Raw genomic sequence first — 20,133 nt, 5'->3', positions numbered from 1 at the left:
CGCTGACCTGATTGAATGAGATGGACTCGATGAGTCAACCCAGGACCTTTGTGTTGTGCCTATACAACAAGACGAATGAGCGCCTCTCGATCGGCCTGGAGCCTGAGGGGACTGCATCGTGATTGAGCCGGGCCGCCACGTCGAGATCCGCCTCGAAGATGTGAACGAACCGTCGCTCGTACTTGACCTTGAGTTTGAGAAGGAGCTTACGTCACTGTACGCGACCGGACGAAAAGAAGTACGCGCCGACGATGGGGCACGCCTGCGGTGAGCCCAGGAACAACGGTGTCAACCTTGGCACCTATTGAGTCTCCCGAATTGCAGCCTCACTGCGGGGCGCGGCGCGGACAGCCGAGCGGAACCTCGGCACGAAGCTGAACATGTACCGCCCGCCCCGGCGTCGCAGCCGACTGAGGCGAGCCGACGGGCGGGGACTCGGGGACCAAAGGTTGTTCGGGCGCGAGCCAGCGGTCCCCGCGCAGGCTCAGGCCTGCGGCGCGCGTACGGCCCAAGTGAGCGCGTCGCCGGCATCGTGCAGCGGTCCGATCGCGCGCCAGGTCGCGGCCCGAGGCAGCACCCGCGGCAGATCGCGGAGCTCGCCGGCGTCGACGTCGGCGAACCGTGTGACGGCCGCCGTGGCTCGGTCATCATCGACCCGCTCGATGACCAGGTCCCAGGGAGGGTCGTGCAGCAGCCCGCGCTCGTAGCCCCAGAGCGACTGCGCCCACGGGAGTCCGGGGCCCGCTTCGTGCATGCTGCTGTCGCGGCGATCGATGAAGCCCCCGAGCGTCCCGATGTGCGAGATCGGCAGCAGGTAGTAGCGCGCGGTGGTGGTGACGTCGTCGATGCGGATCGGCGCCTGGAGCCGGTGGCTCGCGAGGCGCAGCGCCGTGGCCAGCTCGTGATCGTCGGGGTCGAACGGCGGCGGCTGCGGCGCGGGCAACACCGCACGCAGGTGAGCGCCCGTGGCGCTCCTGCCCGGTGTCGCGATCGTAGTGGAGGTCGGCGTGCTCGAGGACCACCGCCTGGAGCGCGCGTCCGTCGAGGTCGCCTCGGTCAGGCGTCTGGCGCGCTCGAGCGCGAGCGCGAAGGTCGGACCCAGCGCGCTCGTCTCGAGGAGCACCTGCACATCGGAGATCGGCTTGGGCGGGTAGCCAGCGGTGGCCGGCCCCAGACGCACGGTGATCACGCACTCGACGTCCCAGGCCGATCCCCCGACGACGAGGCGGCGCGACTGCACGAGCTTCATCGCGCTCACGGTACCCGATCTCGACGCGCATGCGCCTGGTTCGCAGCGCCGTGATCCGCTACGCCGCTCGCTTCGAAGCGCATAGGGGAGCGTCGCGAGCCGCCTGATCGAGGGGCGTTTGGGGCCGACCCGGGGCTGGTCGCCGCGGCGACCAGGAGAAGCTCGCGGGCGGCCTGCGCAACGGGCGAGCGCAGGATCCCGGCGGCACGGCCGGCCCACGCCCCGGCGGTCGATCTGCGGCACCTGGCGGCCGCGTGTATCGTCCGGCCGCCGCTGGCGGGCTCGATGGCAGCGATCGCAAGCTGCGCGTGCTGACCCTCCCGTGCGCGTCGGCTTCCCGAAGATCGAGCGAGAGCTCGGGCGCCTGGTGGCCGATCTCGACGGGGCCAATTTGGTACTTCGGGAACGTGTACGACCCCGCCGATGGGGTCACGCCGTTGAACTGGTGACTCGGGGGCGCGACGCGCGCGCCCGGGGGCTGACCGCCCCGACGGCGACGCGCGCCGCGATCGCCCAGGGGCCTCTGCCGGGCGATGCGCGCCGTCGACCGGGTTGGTGCGCGCACCCGCACCGCCCGGCGCGTCGTTGGGCGGCCGCGACCCGCGCGTGGGAAGCGCCGCCTGATCCGACGGGGCTCCTCGATCCAGCGCGTCCAGGCGTCGACGAGCGGGCCGAAGTCGCCGAGTCGAGCGAACTGCACCGCCTGCGACGACCGCGCAGGCCCCCGAGCCAGGTCTGAGGCGAGCGGTCGCCATGTCGATCGTACCTGATCGCCATGGGACGCCCTTTGTGAGGGTCTGCGCGACCGGATACTACGATGGCCCGCTCAGCGGCTGGACGCTCGATCGCGAGGGTGCGGTCTACATGTTCGAGATGGTCGATGCGGACGACGGACAAGACGTGCGGGTGTTCGCCATCTAGACGATGTCGTGCTCCGCTCGAGCAGCGCCGGGACTGGCTGCAGCTGTTCGAGGTACCAAGAGAGGGCTCGTGGTAGGGCGGTGGTCGCGACCGGCGGTGCTAGGTCGCGACAACCTGACCGGGAACGGCACGCCAGTTCACGGACGGACGGCGAAACGTTGTCAAAGTTGACACCGTCCCCTGTTCCCCGCGGGCGCGACCTGCCGGCCCGGACGGACGGCGGAACGTTGTCAAAGTTGACACCGTCCCCCTCCCATCGATCGCACCAGCAGGCGCGACCTGCCGGCCCCGCGGTCGATCCGCGGCAACCGACGGCCGCGTGTATCGTCTGACCGCCGCTGGCGTCTCAGCACCATGGAGCGCGACGAGCGTGCGCGGGTGGCGGTGGCCGGCGCGTCGGGCTTCGTGGGGCGCGCGGTCGGGCGCGGCCTCGGGGACCGCGTGCGGCTGGTCGGGCTATCGCGGGGCGGCGCGCCGCTGGCGGGCTACGCGGAGACCCGCGCGTGCGACCTGTTCTCGCTCAAGGACGCGGAGGCGGCGCTGGTCGGCGTCGACACCGCCATCTACCTGGTCCATTCGATGCTGCCGTCGGCGCGGCTGGTCCAGGGTCGGTTCCAGGACCTCGACCTGATCTGCGCCGACAACTTCGCGCGCGCGGCCGAGCGGGCCGGGGTCCGGCGGATCATCTACCTGGGCGGCATCATGCCGACCGACGTCGAGGGGCTGTCGCCGCACCTGGCCAGCCGGCTCGAGGTCGAGCAGGCGCTGGGCGCGCGGCGGCCGCAGCTGACGGTGCTGCGCGCCGGCCTGATCATCGGCGCCGGTGGCTCGTCGTTCGAGATCGTCGTCCGGCTGGTCAAGCGCCTGCCGGCGATGCTCGGGCCGGCTCGACACGACCCAGCGGTGGGCCCAGCAGTGATCAGTGATCGACGCGATGGGCGTCAGTCCGTTGTGAGGGCCGCGCGCAGGAACGCGGTCAGCTCGTCGGCGAGCCGGGCCTGGTACGCCGCGCGGTCGAAGCCGGGCGGATCGTGCGCGGGCGCGAAGCCCGGCTGCGCCAGCGCCGGCGGGAACGGCGACTGGAAGCCGAAGTGGCCGCAGCCGGGGATCACCCGGTAGTTGAGCGGCGTCGCCGGTGGCAGCCCGCGCAAGATCCGCTCGATGACGTAGGGCGGCGCCAGCTCGTCGAGCGCGCCGGCGCGGGCGTAGATCTTCGCGCGGACGTCGGCCAGCGCGTCGGGCGCCATCAGCCACGGCAGCGCCGGCGCCAGCAGCGCCACCGCGACCACCCGCGGATCGGGGACGATCGCCACCGGACGCGCGACGCCGTCGGCGGTCTGGTTGGGCAGCGCGAGCGCGCGCCCGCCGGCGCAGGCCAGCGCCGTGTAGCCGCCGATCGAGTGGCCGATCACCGCGACGCGCCCGAGCGCGAGCGCCGGCCCGAGCGCCGCGTCGGCGAACGCGGCGTCGAGCGCCAAGCGCACGTGGCGGGGGCGGTTGGCCAGGTTGGCGGCGGTGCCGGCGAGGCCGGGGTCGCGGCGCGAGTCGCCCGGGTGCTCGATCAGCACGACCGCGCAGCCGGCGCGCGCGAGGTGCGTGGCCAGCCCGCGGTGGCTCCACGGCGTGCTGGTCTGGCCGTGGGAGACCGCCACGACCGGGAGCCGCGCGCCGACGACCGCGGCGTCGCGCGCCAGGTCGAGCGCGTACGGCCCGAACGCGACGGGGCTCGACGGGGCGTCGCTCGGGTAGAGCAGGTGCACCGGGATGACGGCGCCCTGCGTGGGATCGGGGACATCCAGCGGGCGCCAGCCGACGTGCGCGGTCACGCGCCGATCATCGCACGCGCGCGGGACGGGAGGGACGGTGTCGACGTTGACAACCTTCGCGCGCCCCTGTGGGCTGGGCGCCGGCGTCGAGTCGACATGCGACGACCCGGAGATCATCGCTGATCCGGCGGCGCCGGCGCTACGGCAAGTGCCGGTGTCCCGCGCTGCCAGCAGCCTCGCCGGGCGGCCGCGGCCGAAACGTTGTCAACGTTGACACCGTCCCCTTTCGGTCAGTCGGCGCTGGCCTGCTTCCAGAGCTGGCGGAGCTGGACCTGCATGCTGGCCTGCGCGGCCGACAGCGCGCGCTCGTTGGCGAGCGAGCGGATCTTCGCGAGGCAGGGCTGGGGGAGCCAGGCGGCGGCGTCGGCGTCGTAGAAGAAGTCGTTGAGGTAGCGGAGCTTCTTGAACTCGTAGCCGTGGAACGCGCCGTAGGCGTTGAACAGGTAGCGGAGGTCGTCGGCGACGAGCTCGCCGTCGTTCACCGCGGTGGCGACGTGCTGGTAGCGCCCGGCGTCGAACGCGTCGCGGCAGACCTCGTCGAGCAGCGCGCGCACCTGCGCGTGGTGCGGCGCGCACTGGATCCGCTCCGGACAGCCGTACCCGGTGGGGAGCTTCCAGATCGCGATGACCGCGGGGCCGCGCTCGTTCTCGTCGTACGCCGAGCTCGCGATCACCGCGAGGTGATGGCCGCCGAGGCTGGTCACCTCGGCGACCAGGGGTGTGGCCGTCGGCGATCGTCGGCGCCAGGCGCTCGAGCTCCTGCGCGCCGCGGCGCAACGTGACGGCGCCGCCGTCGACCCCGACCGTGAGGTCCCCCTCGATCGTCACCCGGGCGGGGTCCGAGCCCGTCGAGAACACCGCGGTCGCCGGCACGTAGCCCTTGCGGAGCTCGCGGTTCAACGCGGTCAGCCCGCGCGGCAACGTCCGCAGGTTGTTGTTGGCGACGTCGATCAGCTTGATCGCCTTCCGCGCGCTCGCCTTGGCGACCACCGCGGTCACCACGACGCCGGGCACGGTCTCGGACGCCTCGAGGCAGATCACGGATGGTCCGGTCGGCGACCAGTAGGGACAGCTCGAGCTGGCGATCTCCTTGAGCTCAGCGGCGCCGAGCTTCGCGACGTCGGCGTGGGCCGAGGCGCTGGTGACGGCGAGGGCGAGGGTGAGGGTCGCGAGCCGCATCATCGATTGAAAGCGCGGATCGCGCCCGGGCGCAATTGCCCATCCGGACCGATCGAGCTGGGTGCCACGGGCCGCGGGCCGTGGCCGACGACGAGCGCGCGCCGGTCGTCGACGCAGCGGAGGCCGACGCGGTCCCGCCCGGTCGTGACGGTCCGCGATCTCTCGCCGCACCTCGCCTTGGGCACCGACGTCGCGCCGCCGCCGCACCGCACCGCCGCACCGCGCCGCCGCACCGCGCCGCCACACCGCGCCGCCGCTCGCCGGCCGGGCCGGCGCCGCCACCGTCTCCCCGCCGCCGCCGCACGTCGCCGGCCGCGCCGCCGCACCCCGCCGCCGCACGTCGCCGGCCGCCGATCCGGCGGCGGTGACCGCGCTCATCGGCGAGGCGATCTACGACGACGGCTTCGTCGCGTACCTCAACGGCGTCGAGCTCGGCCGGGCGTCGATGCCGGCGGGACCGATCACCGCCGCGACGCTGGCGCCCGGGTCCGAGACCGGCAACAACGACGTGACCCTCGACTGGACCGCGGGCAAGGGCCTGCTGGTGGCCGGCCCCAACGTCCTCGCGGTCGAGGTCCACCAGGCGGCGCCAGCTCGAGCGACCTGGTCTTCGATCTGGCGCTGCAGGTCGCGGCGGTCGCCCCCGCACCGCGCGGCGTGGCGTCGCGCTGGTCGGTGACGCGGCCCGTGACGGGTCAGGCCCCGACCGGCAGGTGGGCCCGGGCGATCTCCAGGATGCGCTCGGCCGGGAACGGCTTGGGCACCACGCCGGTGATCCGCGGCTCGCTGGCGGTCCAGCTGGTCATGTCGAGCTCGCCCGACACCACGTAGAACGGCAGGTCGCGCTCGAGGCGCTGCAGCAGCCCGAGCGCGTCCAGGTGCGGCATCCGGTAGTCGCACAAGACCACCGCCACCGCGTTGGCCTGGACGTAGGCCAGGCCCGCGAGCGGATCGGTGAACGTCACCACCGCGATCCCCGCGCGCCCTAGGATCGCCTCGATGGCGCGACACAGCAGCGGCTCGTCGTCGATGTAGACGACCGGCGCGCTCATCGTGCCACCACCGGCAACCGCAGCACGAACCGGGTGCAGGCCGCCGTGGGATCGAGGTCGAGCGTGCCGCCGTGGCGCTCGACGATGCTGCGGCTGATGCTGAGCCCCAGGCCGGTGCCCTCGCCGACCTTCTTGGTGGTGAAGAACGGCCGGAAGATCCGGTCGCGCGCGTCGGCGGGCAGCGGCGGGCCGGAGTCCTCGACCGCGACCGTGACCTCGCCCCGCGACCCGTCGTTGACGTCGACGGCCGTGAGCCGGATCCACCCCGGATCGGCCGCCTGCGCGACGTCGAGGGCGTTGGTGAGCAGGTTCACCAGCACCTGGCTGAGCTCGATCGGGTGCCCGAGGACGCGCGCGGTCGTCGCCACCTCGACCGTCAGCGCGACGGTGGCGCCGGCGATGCGCGCGCGGCACAGGCCGACCGCGTCGCCCACGACCGCGGCGAGCTCGACGGCGCCGCGTGGCTCGCCCCGGCTCTCCCGGCTGAAGCGGCTGAGCCCGCTCACGATCTGCCCGGCCCGGCTCGCCGCCGCGCGGATGCCGTCGATCGCCTCCTGCGCGCCGGCGGTGTCGCCGCTCGCGATCGCGCCCTGGAGCGAGTACGCGAACAGCTCGATGATGCCGAGCGGGTTGTTGATCTCGTGGGCGATGCCCGCCGCCATCTCGCCGAGGAGCGCCAGCTTGGACGCCTGGATCGCGTTGAGCCGCTCCTCCTCGACCTTCTGCTCGAGCGCGCGCTGCTCGGTCATGTCCTCGATCAAGGACCAGATCAGCGTCTCGGCCTCGCGCTCGATCAGGAACCCGTGCAGGCGCACCGGGATGGTGGTCCCGTCCTTGCGGATGAACTCCTTCTCGTACGGCCCGTAGCGCCGGGTCGTGCGCAGCTGCTCGAGCTGCGCCGCCTCGTCGGCGTCGTACTTGCGCGGCGTGAGCTGCCAGTACGTCAGGCCGCCGTCGGCCTCGGCTGGCGTGTACCCGATGATCCGCAGGAACGCCGGGTTGGACTCGAGCCACAGGCCGTCCATGCGGCACAGGTTCAGGCCCAGCGGCGACTGCGCGAAGAAGTCGCGGATCGTGCTCTCGCGCTGCCCCAGCCGCCGGCGCGTCTCGACCTGCTCGGTGATGTTCTCGGTGTAGATCAGCAGGCCGCCGACGGCGCCGTCGACGTCGCGCCACGGCGTGACCAGCCAGCGGAGCCACTCGCGGCCGCCGTCGGCGCGGTCGAAGTAGTCCTGGTCGCGGCGCTGCGCCTCGCCGGCGAGGCCGCGCCGGTGGATCTCGCGCCACTCGTCGCGGATCTCCGGGAACACCTGGTAGTGGGTGAGGCCGAGGATCTCGCGACCCGAGGTGTCGCCGTGGGTGGCCAGCCATCGCTCGCTGTGCGCCAGGTAGCGCATGTCGCGATCGAACGCCGCCGCCGCGATCGGCACGTGGCTGACGAAGTCCGCAAACAACCGGCGCAGCGTCTCGACAGGGAGCGTCGCGCTCACGCTCCTATCGTACATGGCAACTCGGCGCCCAGCGGCAGGGGCGTCGGTCGATCAGCCGGGCGACCGCGGCGCAACCGCCCCTCGCCTCACGGCCACGGCGGGCAGGCGGGCGCCGCCTTCGCTCGCCTCGGCGGCGCGTCCGGCAGCGCTCCTGGGGCGTCGATCCTCAGGCGCGCGCTGACGCGCCGAACGGCGGGGCCGGGACTCGGCCGCGCCCCGAGCCCGAGCGGTACGCCACCCTCGCGTCCGCAGAGCCATCAGCGGACGGTTGACGGTCGAACGGGCCGAGCGCCGGACGACGCTCGCGCGGCGCGGTCAGCGGCCGGCGGGCTCGGGGCCGAGCAGCCGCAGCGCCTTGACCATGGCGTGGCGGCGGCGCGTCGGCGGGCCGAGCAGGCCGTCGAGCAGGCGCCGGCGGCCGTCGGGCCCGGCGACCTTGGCGCCGAGCGTGGCGATGCCGAAGGCGGCGTTGATCTGCACGTTCTGCGCCGGGCCGTCGAACGCGGCGAACAGCAGCGCGCGGGCGTCGGGCAGGCCGCAGATCAGCTCGGCGACCCGCACGCCGTGGGTCTCGTCGGAGGTCTCGAGGCCGGCGAGCAGGGCGGCCTGGACCCGCGCGGCGCGCGCGGCGAGGGCGGCGTGGCAGGCCTCGGCGACGGCCGGGCTGCCGCCGAGCGCGCCGACCAGGTGCGCGGCGGCCTCGACGACGGCGGCGTCGCCGAGCTGATCGAGCGCGCGGGCGGCGGCGACGCGGACCTGCTCGTCGTCGTCGCGGAGCAGCGCGGCGACGGTGAGCGCGTGCGGCGCGGCGGCGGCGCCGAGCGCGCCGAGCCCGGTCGCGGCGTTGGCGCGCAGCGCGGGGCGGCCGTCGGTGATGAACGCCAGCAGCGCCGACGCCTCGACGTGGAGCTTCGCGAACGCCTTGTGCGCGAGGACCTCGGTCTCGAAGCCGGGGACCGCGGGCACCGGCGGCGCGGCCGGGACGCCGTCGATCGCCAGGAGCGTCGTGCGCGCCAGCTCGCGCACCCGGGCCGAGCTGTCGGTGCGCGCGCTCGAGCACGGCGCGGCCGCCGCCGAGGTGCGCCGCGCCGAGCGTGACGAGGCCGCGGGCGGCGTGGGCCTGGGCGCCGGGGCTGGCGAAGGCGGCGCCGAGCACGTCGGCGGCGTCGGCGCGCGCGCCGATCAGCCTCGAGCAGCTGGCGCGCCGGATGATCGTCGGGGGTGTCGAGCGCGCGGGCCAGCGCGTCGGCGATCGCCGGCTGGGTCGAGGCCCGCAGCATCGTGACGAGCTGCGCGGCCAGCGGCGCGTCGGCGCGGCCGAGCGCCTGGACCAGGCCGTCGGCGCAGGCGGCGATCGCGGCGTCGCCGAGCCGGGCCAGCGCCAGCGCCGCGCCCAGGCGGACCTCGGCGGCGTCGTCGCGCAGACAGATCGCGAGCGCGTCGAGCCGCCCGGCGCGTCGTCGAGGACGCCGAACGCCAGCGCGGTGTAGGCGCGGACCGCGACGTGCGCGTCGCCGAGCCGCGGCACCAGCCCGGCGACCCCGACGGCGGCGAGCGCGGCCTGGTGCTTGGCCAGCTCGGCCTCGGTGAGCACGCGCGCGTCGAAGCCGTCGATCGCCAGCGGCGGCGGCGACCGATCGGGCCGGGGCGCGAGCTGCGCGACCGCCCGCTCGATCGCGACGCGCACTCGGGCGTTGCCGCCGCGGGTCGCCGCGAACAGCGCCGGCACGGCGCCGCCGGCGCGGGCGGGGCCGAGCGCGCCGAGGCCGAGCGCGGCGTTGACCCGGACGTCGACGGAGGTGCTGGCGAGCGCGTCGCGGAGCAGCGCGGGACCGTCCGGGAGCGCGCCGAGCAGCGCCGCGACCCGGGCGCCGTGGGGCTCGCGCGCGACGCTCAGGCCGTCGAGGAGCGCCGCGGTGGCGGCGGCGCCGTGGTCCTCGAGCACGGCCTCGGCCGCGGCGATCACCGCGGCGGCGTCGTCGCCGAGCGCCCGGACCAGGGCCGGCGCCGCGAGCACGCCGGCGTCGCCGAGCGCGCCGATCGCCCGCGCGCTCTCGGCGCGCACCGTCGGATCGACGTCGCGGGCCGCGACCGCCAGCGGCGACGCGGCGGCGGCGGCGGCGGGGCCCTGGAGCGCGAGCACGTGCACCGCGTTGAGGCGGATCTCGACGCGCGCGTCGGTCAGCGCGCGCAGGAGCTCGTCGAGCGGCGCGAGCGCCGCGGCCTTGCGCAGCTCGTCGGGCGTGAGCGCGCGGGTCGTCAGCTCGGGGACCGCGGGCGGCACCGGCTGGCCGGCCTTGCGCCGCGCCGCCGCCTCGCCGCGCGTGCGCGCGACGTACCCGGCGATCGCCGCCAGCGCCGCGGCCCGGACGTCGGACACCTCGTCCGCGTACGCGACCGCGCGCATGACCTCGATCGAGGTGACCGGCTCGAGGTCGGCGAGCTGGCCGACGCCGCGGACCGCGTTGAACCGCACGCGCGCGCGCTCGTCGCTGGCCGCGCGTTGCAGCAGCTGCAGGCCGCGCACGCCGACCCGCGCGCACGCCTCGATCACCGCGCGGGCCGCGATCGCGTCGGTGGTGTCGAGCACCGCGAGCAGCTCGGCGTCGGCGTGGCCGACCAGCGTGGCGAGCATCGTGACGATCAGCTCGACGACCTCGGGCCGCGCGCCGTCGAGCGCCGCCGCGATCGCGACCAGGTGGGCGCGCTGCGCCGCGCCGAGGTGGCCGATCGCCTCGGCCGCCGCGCGCGCGGCGACCGGGTGGCTGTCGCGCAGGAACGGCACCAGATCGGCGCCGGTGTGACCGAGCGCCGCCAGGCCGAGCGCCGCGTTGGCGCGGACCACCGCGCGCCCGTCGCGCAGCCCGAGCACCAGCGCGTGGGCGTCGAGCGCGTCCTTGCGCCCGAGCTGCTCGTCATAGGTGAGCGGGTGCTCGTCCTTCGCCGCGGCCGGATCCAGGTTCGCCATGCGTCGGGCGACTCTAGACCACGCGGCGGGCCGACGTCTGGCAACGAGCGGCATGACGGCGCGCGGCTGGACCGGCGGCGACCGGTCCAGACCGATGCGCTGGTGCCCCCCGGCGACGAGCGGCGCACGGTCATCGCCCCAGCGCCCGGGATGGCCGCGACCGGCTCGACCTCACGCCCGCGGCGGACGCGCGTAGCTGATCGCGACGACCTCGACGTCCCCGCGCGGCAGCGCGACCTGATCGCCGATCCGCGCGCCCCACAGCGCCTGCGCGAGCGGTGACTCCGCGCCGAGCCAGCCGCGCTTCGGATCGGCCTCGATCGCGCCGACGATCCGGTACTGCCGGCGCTGGCCGTCGTCGTCCTCGACGGTGACCGTCGCGCCGAGCCCGACCTCGTCGAGGTCCCCGGGCTCCACCGCCTGCGCCGTCGCGAGGTGATCGGTCAGCGCGCGGAGCCGATCGGGGTCGCCGCCCCGCCGGGTCAGCTCCTCGAGCTCGGCGCGCGCCGCGGCGAGCCCGTCGGGGGTGACCAGGTTGAACTCCGGCACCGGCACCCCGCGGCGCCGCACCGGCGGCTCGGGGAGGTCCTCGGACTCCTTGGTGAAGGCCTTGCTCACCCGCCCAGCCTACCCCGGGACGTGGCCCGAGACCTGCCATCGCGCAGCCTGCGCCGCCGTCGATGGCCGCGCGGGGCCGAGGCGGCCAGGCGTCGGCCCCGGGGGTTAGTTTGCGCACAAACGATCGTGCGAAGAATCGTATCGAACCGGCCGGGCCGCCGGGTAGGATGCGGCCATGCGGTTCCCCTATGCGTCCTCGCTTTCCCTCACCCTGGGCCTGGCCGCCGCGCTCGCGCTGGCTGCCTGCGGCTCGGTCGCCTCGAGCCCCGACGCGACGACGGGTGATCCCATCGACGCACCGCCGGTCGACGTCACGCTGACCGTCGCGCTCGCCGGCAGCGGCACCGGGACCGTCGTCGAGCCCGGCGGGCATCGACTGCGGCACCGCCTGCACGCTGGCCCAGCCCGCGGGGACGATGGTGACCGTGATCGCCACGGCCGACGCGAGCTCGACGTTCTCGGGCTGGTCGGGCGGCGGCTGCACCGGCACCGCGCCGTGCGTCGTGACGCTGACGGCGGACACGACCGTCACCGCCACGTTCGTGCCGATCCAGCGGACGCTGACCGTGACGACCGCGGGCGGGGGCATGGGCACCGTCACCTCGGCCCCGGCCGGCATCGACTGCGGCACCGACTGCACCGAGGCCTACGCCGACGGCACGACCGTGGTGCTGACCGCGTCGCCGGGCGCCGGGGTCACGTTCCTGGGCTGGACCGGCGGCGGGTGCACCGGGACCGGCACCTGCTCGGTGACCCTGACGTCCGACCTGACCGTGCAGGCGTCGTTCGCCTCCAACAACTCCCTCGTCGTCACCACCGCGGGCACCGGCACCGGCACGGTGACCTCGTCGCCGGCCGGCATCAACTGCGGCAGCGACTGCAGCGAGGCGTACGCCCCGGGCACCGTCGTCGCCCTGACGGCGACGGCCGCGTCCGACTCGACCTTCGCCGGCTGGAGCGGCGCGTGCACCGGGACCGGGGCCTGCAGCGTCACGGTCAACGCCGCCACGATGGTCACCGCGACCTTCACGCTCAACACGTACACGCTGACGGTCACGAGGGCCGGCAACGGGACCGGGACCGTGACGTCGAGCCCGGCCGGCATCAACTGCGGCTCCACCTGCAGCCGCTCGTACACCTCGGGCACCGCCGTCGCGCTGAGCGCCACCGCGGCCACCGGGTCGTCCTTCGCCGGCTGGAGCGGCGCCTGCACCGGCACCGGCGCGTGCCTCGTGACGATGACCCAGGCGCGCAGCGTGACGGCGACGTTCACGCTCGTCCCCTACACGCTGACGGTCACCAAGGCCGGCACCGGGACCGGGACCGTGACGTCGAGCCCGTCGGGCATCAGCTGCGGCGGGACCTGCGCCGCGTCGTTCAACTACGGCACCTCGGTCACGCTGACCGCGACCCCACGACCGGCCACACCTTCACGGGCTGGTCGGGCGGGTGCACCGGCACGGGCACCTGCGTGATCCCGATCGCCGCCCCTGACCGGCGTCACGGCCACGTTCAGCGCCGGGTGCACGACGCAGACCGTGAACCTGTACGCCACGCAGTCGGTCTCGATCCAGTACCCCCAGGCCGCCGGCTCGGTCTACCGCGACAACAACACCCGCGCGTACAACAACCCCACCGGCGACTGCGGCGGCGGCTCGCCGTGCGACATCACCGGCTGGCTCCACTTCGACATGACGAGCATCCCGGACACGGCCACGATCTCGGCGATGACCGTCAACGCGTACGCGACCACGGTCTCGGCCACGCCGACCGTGCGGGTCCAGTACTCGAGCGGGAACAACTGGACGCGCGCCACGGTCACCCAGGCGGCCCTGCCGCGCACGACCGCCCAGGTCGGCAACCCGGTCGCCCCGACGGTGAACGTGTACAACGCGTTCCCGATCACGATCAGCAGCCGGAGCTGGACCGCCGACCTCGTCGACAACTCGCTCACGTTCGGCCTCGACAACACCAACACCGCGTACACGTACGCGTACTTCACGGGCTCGGACGTGGGCACCAACCGGCCGTACCTGCGGATCACGTACTGCAACTGACGCCGGGCGCGCGGCGCGTGCGTCTCGGCGCGCCAGCGGTGGAGCCCCACGGACCGTGACGCGGGCGCCGGCGTCGGGCTGCGCGGCGCGTACTTCACGGGCTCGGACGTGGGCGTGTCTCATGCGCGCGTCCACCGGCGTCCCAGGGGCAGCCTGGGTCGTCCACGCCACGCCGCGGTCCGCACGATATGGTCGGCGCATGGCGAAGCGCAGCAGACATGACGGACGCGGTGACGGACGCGGCGCGCCCGACGGCGACGCGCTATGGCGGCGCGGGCAGGCGCTCGCGGCCCGCGGCGGACGAGGCCTCCGGCGGGCGGTGGCGCTCTATCGCCAGGGCGCGGCGCTACGCGACCCGTCGTGCATCGCGGCGCTCGCGTTTCACCTGGACGCCGGGCGTGGCGTCCGGCGCGATCCGGCGGCGGCCCGGCGGATGTGGGCCCGCGGCGCGCGGCTGGGCGATGCCGGCTGCGCCCTCAACGTCGGGCTCTCGTACAAGCACGCCGGGCGCTACGTCCAGGCGCGGAGGTGGTTCGAGGTGGCGCTCGGCCTGGGCGACGCCTCGGCGCCGCTGGAGCTCGGGAAGCTGCGGCTGTTCGGGCTCGGCGCGCGGCGCGACGTCGCACGGGGCGTCGCCTGGCTGGAGACCGCGGCGGCGTCGGAGCTCGACGCGCCGGCCGGCCGCGAGGAGGCGATGCTGCTGCTCGCGTACGTCCACCTCGACGGCGTCTTCGTCGCGCGGAGCTGGCAGATCGGGTCCCGGTGGCTCGCGCGCGCGGCGGCGCGCGGGAGCGAGCTCGCGGCCACGTGGCGACGCGACCTCGCGGCCTGACCGCCCCGCCGCGGGCCGGGCGTGGCATCGTCGGGCGATGCGACGTGCGCTCGTGCTCGCGGTCCTGTCCCTGGTCGGCTCGTGCAAGGGCCGCGAGTCGGCGTCGGCCCCGCCACCCGAGCGGCGCGACCCGACGGGGGCGCCCGCGGCGGTCGCGCCGCGCTGTCAGCCCGGCGCGCGCGCGTGCGTCGGCGACGACGTCGTGCAGTGCCAGGCCGACGGCACGCCCGGCGCCACGCTCGAGACCTGCCGGGGCGCGTGCAGCGACGGCGCGTGCGTCGACACCTGCGCGCTCCAGGACGTCGAGCTGGTCTACGTCGTCGACGACGACGCGAACCTGTACTCGTTCGATCCGCGCAAGCTCCCCGACGATCCGTTCCACAAGGTCGCGGCGCTGGCGTGCGATCCGTCGCGCTCGGTGAACTCGATGGCGGTCGATCGCGTCGGCGTCGCGTGGCTCGGCTACCAGAACGGCCAGGTCCACCGCGCCTCGATCATCGACGGCCGGTGCGCGGCGACCGGGGCGCGCTGCGGGCGCCGCGGACGTTCGGCATGGGCTTCGTCACCGACGGCCCGAAGGCCACGACCGAGCGGCTGTTCGTCGCGGCCGGCCTCGACGACACGCGCACCAAGACCCTGGCCACGCTCGACCCGACCACGGCCCCGCCGACGTGGCGGCCGATCGCGACGTTCACGGCCGACGGCTACCACCCCGAGCTCACCGGCACCGGCGACGGGCGCCTGTTCGCGTACTTCCCGGCGCCCGGGCGCGGCGTCATCCAGGAGCTCGACCCCACGACCGGCCAGCCCGCGGGTCAGCGGTGGACGCTCACCGGCGGCGAGGCCCACGTGTCGTCGTACGCCTTCGCGCACTGGGGCGGCGTGTTCTACGTCTTCACCACCGCCGACGGCACCTCGAGCGTGCACGCGGTCCACATGAAGACCGGCGCGCAGGAGGAGGTGGCCACCGATCTGCCGATGCGGATCGTCGGCGCCGGCGTGTCGACCTGCGCGCCGCTGCTCGAGCGCGCGCCGTAGCGGACCTGGCGCCGGGGTACGCGCGCGCGCGCGGGCCTGGGCAGAGGCCGGCGCCAACGAACCGCTGCGCGTGCGGCGCCCCGGCGTCCGCCGCGGTGTCGGCGTCGAGCGAGCCCGGCGCGCCGCCGCCGCGATGCGCCGCGGCCCTGCTACCATCGGCGCGTGCCCGACGAGCCATCGCCGGCGTCGATCGAGATCGAGCTCGACGGGTTGCTGGCGCGCGTGCTCGAGCGCGTCGCCGCGCTCGGCGTCACGGCCGCGCTGATCGCGCTCGACGCCCGCACGACGATCACCGCCGTCGGTGAGCTGGGCGACGTGGCGATCGGCACGCCGCTGCGCCTGCGTGGCGCCTGGGCCGATCAGGCCGAACGCACGCTGCGGGTCACCGACTACGCGCTGCGCGCGCCCGACAGCGCCGAGGAGATCGAGCGCTTCCTGGGCTCGGGCTTCTTCCCTGGGATCGGCCGCGACCTGGCGCGCCGGATCGTCGCACAGCTCGGGGCCGACGCGCTGCGGGTGATCGAGGCCGAGCCGGCGCGGCTGCTCACGATCCCCGGCATCGGCGCCAGCCGGGCCGCCCGCGTCACCGCCACCTACACCCAGCACCGCCACCTGGCCGACACGACGACGCTGCTCGGTGCGCACGGCGCGACCGCGGCGTTCGCCAGCCGCATGGGCCGCCATGGCGGCGTGGCGATCTGGCTGCCGACGTCGCCGGCGGTGGTCGCCGCGATGCTCGACCTGGCCCAGGTCACGGCCGCCGACGAGCTGATCGATCTGGCGCCGGCGACGGCGTGATCGTCATCGCCGCCGCGCAGCGCGTGGCGCGCGGCCTCGGCGTCGAGTCGAACCCGGAGCTGATCGCGACCGCACGCCGCAACGCCATCGCCGCTGGCGTCGCGCACCTGGCCGAGTTCGCGCAGGCCGATCTGTTCGAGGCCGATCTGTCGCGCGCGACAGTGATCACGTTGTTCCTGGGGCCCGCGGTCAACCGCACCCTGCGGCCGCGCCTGCTCGCGCTGACGCCGGGGACCCGGATCGTCTCGAACGCCTGGGCGATGGCCGAGTGGGCCGCGGACGAGATCGCGTCGGTCGCCACCGACGGCTGGCGGTCGGCCCGCCTGTGGATCGTCCCGGCCCGGATCGAGGGCACGTGGCGGGCCACCACCGGCACGCTGGCCCTGACCCAGACGTACCAGGTGCTGACCGGCACGGTCGATGACGGCGCGACCCCGGTCGAGATCGCCGACGGCCGCGTCCGCGGGGCGCGGTTCGAGTTCCGCGCCGGGGCGGCCCGCTACGCCGGGGCGGTCGACGGCGACGCGCTGGTCGGGACGGTCGAGCGCGACGGCGTCACCCGCGCCTGGCGCGCCACCCGGCCCTGATCGCGGCGGGTGAGAGGCGTGTGAGGTGCCGGGCGTCGGGCGGCGTGCGACGCTGGGGCGAACCGTCGCTCGTCACCCGCTCGAGAGAGGACCCCGATGAAGCCCCTGCTCCTGGCCGCCGCCGTCGTCGCGCTCACCGCTGGCACCGCCGCCGCCGGTTCGATCCGCGTCTACAACAACGACTCGAAGACCCACACGATCGAGCCTCAAGTGCAGCGGCAGCAGCAAGTCGGTCGAGGTCCGCGCCTCGACGACCGCCACCTACACGTTCCACTCGACGAGCAAGTCGCGACATCGTCGGCGCACGGTCACGTTCCCGACCAAGACGCTTGAGGACGGCCAGAGCTGGAAGTTCAAGGACGGCAAGGCGAGCAAGAACTGACGGCGCGCGACTGCGCTGGTACGATGGAGGCGTGAGGCCAGGCCCCGCCAGCGCCGTCGACCAGTTCTGGCAGTGGGTCGTGGCGGAGCTGCCGCCGTCCCCACGGCGCCGCGCCGGACATGGCGCTCATCGCCGAGCTCGGGCGGCGGGTCGACGCGCTCGGGCCGTTCGACTTCGAGCTGGGCCCGCTGGGCGACGGCGCCACTTTGCGCTGACGCCGCGCGGCGCGTTCCCGGCGCTGGTGGCCACGCGGGCGATCATCGCGCGGGCGCTGACGATCCCGGGCTGACGCTGTACCGGCCAAGCTGCCGAAGCCCTGGAACGTCGCCGCCATGGGCGTGACGATCGCCGGGGTGCAGGTGCAGGTCGACGCCAGCGCGTGGGAGTTCATGGTCTATCGCCACGACGACGGCCTGCACGACGTGCTGTTCCTGCCGCCGGCGGAGCCGCGCCTGCCTGCCGGCGCGGCCGAGGAGATCGCCACGACCCTGGTCGACGGTGAGCTGGGTGAGGAGCGCCGGATGGTGGCCGTCGACGTGGTCGAGGTGGTCACTGCCTGGAGCGACCGCGAGGCGGCTGGGGCGGTGCCGCTGCGATCAGGAGCCCCGGCGCGGGCGCTCGAGCGCGCGTGGAAGCGGCGCTCGCCATCGTCGGCGCTGTCCGGTGTCCGACGGTGGCGTCCGGCCGGCCGGACGATTGTCCGGGATCCGGACATGATCCGGGCACGGGGCGACGGGCGGTCGCGGGGGTTGCGGGTGGGCACGCGGGCTGCAGTGGCGGTGGTGGTGGCGTCCGGCTGGGCGGCGCGGGAGGCCGCGCTGCAGATCATCGATGGGGCGACGGGCGAGGGCGCGGTGCGGATCCGGCTGCTGCGGCGCGGAGTACGAGCACCTGGCCAAGGGCGGGGCGTTCGACGACGAGGAGATCGAGCTGATCCACGGCGCGCTGGTCGAGGTCGGGACGGTCGACCCTGGCACGATCAGGTCGTGGTCCAGGCGGCGAGGCGCGGCTGCGGACCCAGGTGGCGGGCACCGGTCGGGTGCTGGTCCAGACGCCGCTGCCGCTGGGCGAGTTCTCGGCGCCGCGGCCGGACCTGGCGGTGACCACGGCGACCCCGCACTGGGATGGTGGTCGTCATCGGACGCTGCTGGTGATCGAGGTCGCGGGCGCGTCCCCGACAAGGACCGCGGGCCCGCGGTTCCTGTACGCGCACGCCCTGATCGACGAGTACTGACGTCGATCTCGGAGGAGGGCTGCATCGAGGTGTTCGGTGACCGCGACCCGGCGCTTCGGGCACCGGGCGTCGATGGGCGTGCGGCGGCGCGGTGACGTGGCCCAGCACCGCAGCCACCCGGGCACCTGCGGCTGGCCATCGACGACCTGATCCCGCTGCCGTGGACGACCGCCTTTGCGGATGATGCGGAAGCTGCGACACCCGGATCATGAGCAGCTCTGACTCGGTCCGCGATCAGGTCAGCAGCGACGAGTGGCAGGCCCGGGTCGACTTGGCCCCCGCTACCGGCTGGTGGCGCGCTTCGGCTGGGACGACCTCGGGTTCACCATCCGGCGTCGCGTGCCGGTCTCCGGACCACCACTTCCTCAACAACCCGTACGGGATGTTGTTCGAGGAGATCACCGCGCAGCCGCGCCCGGTGTGATCGACTTACCGGCGCCCGGTCCTGCTGAGCCCCAACAGATCAACCCGGCCGGGCTTCGCGATCCACAGCGCGATCCGCCGCCGCGCGCGAGGACGCGCAGTGCGTGCTGCACACGCACAGCCTCAACGGCGTCGCGGTGTCGGCGCAGCGCGGCGGCGTGCTGCCGCTGTCGCAGCAGTCGATCTTCGTGCTGGCGTCGCTCGGCTACCACGACTAGTGAGGCGCGGCGCTCGCGGGACGACGAGTAGCCGCGCCGGGTCCGCGACCCGGCGAACCTGACGGTTTCCTGATGCCGTGTAACCACGGCCTGCTTACCGTCGGCGAGTCGGTGGCCGCGTTCTCCGCATGTACGTGTTCGAGGGGCGGCCCGCGAATCGATCCAGGTGCGCGCGCAGGCGGCGGCGAGCTGGTCCGGTCGATCCGCGGATCATCGCCGGGCGCTGCCGCCCAGCAGGCGGCGGTCATGCGCGGTCTCGGCGCCGGGCTGTCGTGGAGGCCTGTTCCGCATCCTGAGCGCAAGCTCGACTACCACCTGTAGCCCGGCGGATCGCCGGTGCCCGGCGCGGTCTCGGCCAAGGTGACTCGGCCGCGCGCCCCATCGCTCGGGTGCGGTCCCGACGCGGCGCGGGCCGGCCTGACGACGGGCAGGATCGAGAACGGCGGCGCCGTTAATCGAACAGGTTATGCCGACTGGGCGCGTCGTACCAGGCGCCCGCGGCAGGTTGGGCGAGGGGGGTGTGCGCGGGCGAGCACGCGCTGCAGGTCGACGGTGAGGGCCCAGGAACACCCACCAGCTGCGCTTCGCGACTGTCTCGGGCACGGTGCGTCGGGCCCCCAGCCTCCGGGTCTCGAAGCCGACGCTGACGTCGACGCAGGCGAGCCCGCTCGGGCCAGCCACGCGGGCGCGTCGCGGCGCGGCAGCGGTAACGCGCCGAGGTGTGGCAGCCTGGAGGTAGCACGGGCCCTTCGAGTAGTCCTTCGGCGATGTTCAGGCTGCTGCCCTCTTCGAGCCGGGGTACGCGCCGGGCTAAACCCCAGGTACCCCTCGCGCGGGCCAGGGCGGCGCAGACGCGGAAGTCGAGCTAGCGATCCACGGCTTGCACCGTGATGGCGAAGCAACGCTGCAGAAGTGCGGTTGGCGGTGCTGCTCATCGCCAGGTCGCCGGGGGAGAAGCGGAGCAGGAAGCCGGGCCCCAACCCCGACCGCCAGGAACAGGTTCTAATGACAGCGCGCCGCCGGCGATCGCCGCGGCGACGCGGTGTGTAGTTTTCGCCGGGGCGCGGCATCGCCACAGCTCGCGCGGCAGCACCATCGTCGGGGCTTCAGGCGTGGCCGAGCTTGCCGGCGCTGCCGTGCGGCGGTGTGTTGCGCCCGGGAACCAGCCGTCGCCCTCCAGGCCGAACTCGTCGAGCGACCCGACGTCGCGGTACCACGCGAGGTACGCCCAGGTGCTGAACCCAGCGCACAGCGCGCCGAC

Annotated in this window: 18 protein-coding genes and 2 pseudogenes; 12 read left to right on the top strand and 8 right to left on the bottom strand. The window is 74.6% G+C overall.

What is annotated here, in order from left to right:
• Positions 1-484 precede the first annotated feature (484 nt).
• On the bottom strand, positions 485-1,492 hold the full coding sequence (locus tag IPL61_39140; GenBank protein MBK9037199.1) for a hypothetical protein: 1,008 nt from the start codon (positions 1,490-1,492) through the stop codon (positions 485-487).
• A 510-nt stretch (positions 1,493-2,002) separates the two neighbouring features.
• Here IPL61_39140 and IPL61_39135 point away from each other — a divergent pair.
• A complete protein-coding gene (locus tag IPL61_39135) occupies positions 2,003-2,170 on the top strand; it encodes a hypothetical protein (protein ID MBK9037198.1) in 168 nt (55 codons plus the stop codon).
• 941 nt (positions 2,171-3,111) lie between these two features.
• Here IPL61_39135 and IPL61_39130 read toward each other — a convergent pair.
• Together IPL61_39130 and IPL61_39125 are read right to left on the bottom strand one after the other, a co-directional pair.
• Positions 3,112-3,996 carry an alpha/beta hydrolase gene (locus tag IPL61_39130; GenBank protein MBK9037197.1) on the bottom strand — a complete coding sequence of 295 codons (885 nt, stop codon included), beginning with the start codon at positions 3,994-3,996 and terminating at the stop codon, positions 3,112-3,114.
• A gap of 230 nt (positions 3,997-4,226) precedes the next feature.
• Complete coding sequence (locus IPL61_39125) at positions 4,227-4,670, bottom strand: hypothetical protein (protein ID MBK9037196.1); 444 nt, start codon at positions 4,668-4,670, stop codon at positions 4,227-4,229.
• Positions 4,671-5,539: 869 nt separating this feature from the next.
• On the opposite strand from IPL61_39125, the gene IPL61_39120 reads away from it, so the two are divergent.
• The gene (locus IPL61_39120; protein MBK9037195.1) at positions 5,540-5,854 is read left to right on the top strand and encodes a hypothetical protein; all 315 of its coding nucleotides are present in this window, start codon (positions 5,540-5,542) and stop codon (positions 5,852-5,854) included.
• Positions 5,855-5,870: 16 nt separating this feature from the next.
• Here the strand turns inward: IPL61_39120 and IPL61_39115 are convergent, their stop codons facing one another.
• The 3 genes from IPL61_39115 to IPL61_39105 form a co-directional block, all read right to left on the bottom strand.
• Positions 5,871-6,227 carry a response regulator gene (locus IPL61_39115; GenBank protein MBK9037194.1) on the bottom strand — a complete coding sequence of 119 codons (357 nt, stop codon included), beginning with the start codon at positions 6,225-6,227 and terminating at the stop codon, positions 5,871-5,873.
• Entirely contained in the window at positions 6,224-7,717 is a 1,494-nt protein-coding gene (locus IPL61_39110; GenBank protein MBK9037193.1) for a PAS domain S-box protein, read from the bottom strand. Before IPL61_39110 ends, IPL61_39115 begins: the two co-directional genes overlap by 4 nt.
• A 315-nt stretch (positions 7,718-8,032) precedes the next feature.
• Entirely contained in the window at positions 8,033-8,743 is a 711-nt protein-coding gene (locus tag IPL61_39105; protein MBK9037192.1) for a HEAT repeat domain-containing protein, read from the bottom strand.
• Positions 8,744-8,811: 68 nt separating this feature from the next.
• Here IPL61_39105 and IPL61_39100 point away from each other — a divergent pair, with 68 nt between their 5' ends.
• Positions 8,812-9,207 (top strand): hypothetical protein, encoded by a 396-nt coding sequence (locus IPL61_39100; protein ID MBK9037191.1) that lies wholly within the window; start codon positions 8,812-8,814, stop codon positions 9,205-9,207.
• A gap of 455 nt (positions 9,208-9,662) precedes the next feature.
• Here IPL61_39100 and IPL61_39095 read toward each other — a convergent pair.
• Together IPL61_39095 and IPL61_39090 are read right to left on the bottom strand one after the other, a co-directional pair.
• Positions 9,663-10,739 (bottom strand): annotated as a pseudogene (locus IPL61_39095) (HEAT repeat domain-containing protein).
• 117 nt (positions 10,740-10,856) lie between these two features.
• Positions 10,857-11,303 carry a GreA/GreB family elongation factor gene (locus IPL61_39090; GenBank protein ID MBK9037190.1) on the bottom strand — a complete coding sequence of 149 codons (447 nt, stop codon included), beginning with the start codon at positions 11,301-11,303 and terminating at the stop codon, positions 10,857-10,859.
• A 425-nt stretch (positions 11,304-11,728) separates the two neighbouring features.
• On the opposite strand from IPL61_39090, the gene IPL61_39085 reads away from it, so the two are divergent.
• From IPL61_39085 to IPL61_39045, 9 genes and pseudogenes are all read left to right on the top strand, one after another.
• Complete coding sequence (locus IPL61_39085) at positions 11,729-12,778, top strand: InlB B-repeat-containing protein (GenBank protein ID MBK9037189.1); 1,050 nt, start codon at positions 11,729-11,731, stop codon at positions 12,776-12,778.
• A gap of 63 nt (positions 12,779-12,841) precedes the next feature.
• On the top strand, positions 12,842-13,360 hold the full coding sequence (locus IPL61_39080; GenBank protein ID MBK9037188.1) for a DNRLRE domain-containing protein: 519 nt from the start codon (positions 12,842-12,844) through the stop codon (positions 13,358-13,360).
• Between the two features lie 121 nt (positions 13,361-13,481).
• A complete protein-coding gene (locus tag IPL61_39075) occupies positions 13,482-14,192 on the top strand; it encodes a sel1 repeat family protein (protein ID MBK9037187.1) in 711 nt (236 codons plus the stop codon).
• 507 nt (positions 14,193-14,699) lie between these two features.
• Positions 14,700-15,230 (top strand): hypothetical protein, encoded by a 531-nt coding sequence (locus tag IPL61_39070; GenBank protein ID MBK9037186.1) that lies wholly within the window; start codon positions 14,700-14,702, stop codon positions 15,228-15,230.
• 162 nt (positions 15,231-15,392) lie between these two features.
• Positions 15,393-16,028, top strand: a complete 636-nt coding sequence (locus tag IPL61_39065) for a hypothetical protein (GenBank protein MBK9037185.1) — start codon at positions 15,393-15,395, stop codon at positions 16,026-16,028.
• The gene (locus IPL61_39060) at positions 16,025-16,615 is read left to right on the top strand and encodes a hypothetical protein (GenBank protein ID MBK9037184.1); all 591 of its coding nucleotides are present in this window, start codon (positions 16,025-16,027) and stop codon (positions 16,613-16,615) included. The genes IPL61_39065 and IPL61_39060 overlap by 4 nt, the downstream gene beginning before the upstream one ends.
• A gap of 96 nt (positions 16,616-16,711) precedes the next feature.
• Positions 16,712-16,948 (top strand): hypothetical protein, encoded by a 237-nt coding sequence (locus IPL61_39055; protein ID MBK9037183.1) that lies wholly within the window; start codon positions 16,712-16,714, stop codon positions 16,946-16,948.
• A gap of 1,070 nt (positions 16,949-18,018) precedes the next feature.
• Entirely contained in the window at positions 18,019-18,231 is a 213-nt protein-coding gene (locus IPL61_39050; protein ID MBK9037182.1) for a hypothetical protein, read from the top strand.
• A 208-nt stretch (positions 18,232-18,439) separates the two neighbouring features.
• Positions 18,440-19,193, top strand: a pseudogene (locus IPL61_39045) (class II aldolase/adducin family protein).
• Positions 19,194-20,133: the final 940 nt, after the last annotated feature.

The organism is Myxococcales bacterium (assembly GCA_016717005.1).
Lineage (GTDB): Bacteria > Myxococcota_A > Polyangia > Haliangiales > Haliangiaceae > UBA2376.
The sequence above is the reverse complement of the archived record's forward strand: the minus strand, read 5'-3'. Positions and strand labels throughout refer to the sequence as shown.